1 protein-coding gene is annotated in these 262 nt (G+C 48.5%); it reads left to right on the top strand.

The genetic code is table 11. From position 1 onward, the window contains the following. Positions 1-262, top strand: a 262-nt coding sequence (locus LVD47_RS23520; protein WP_369427837.1) for a PAS domain-containing protein, incomplete at both ends; no start/stop codon positions are given.

Here is a 262-nt window from a genome sequence, read left to right as displayed (position 1 = left end):
GAAAATTGAGATGAAGGAGCGTGAAGAAACGCAAATTCAGCTTGAACAGCAATCGTCCTTTCTGCGCTCCTTCCTTGACGCTTCACCGGACCTGGTTTTCTATCGTAATGAAGATAAAGAGTTTTCAGGCTGTAACCGCGCCATGGAACTGCTGACCGGTAAAAGCGAAAAACAGCTTATTCATCTGAAGCCGCAGGATGTCTACAGCGAAGAGGTGGCGGAGAAGGTGCTGGAGACGGATGAGAAAGTCTTCCGCCATAAC

Origin of the sequence: Membranihabitans maritimus (assembly GCF_021729145.1) — a bacterium.
Taxonomy (GTDB): Bacteria; Bacteroidota; Bacteroidia; order Chitinophagales; family Saprospiraceae; genus Membranihabitans; species Membranihabitans maritimus.
This window is presented reverse-complemented; position numbering and strand designations above follow the sequence as displayed.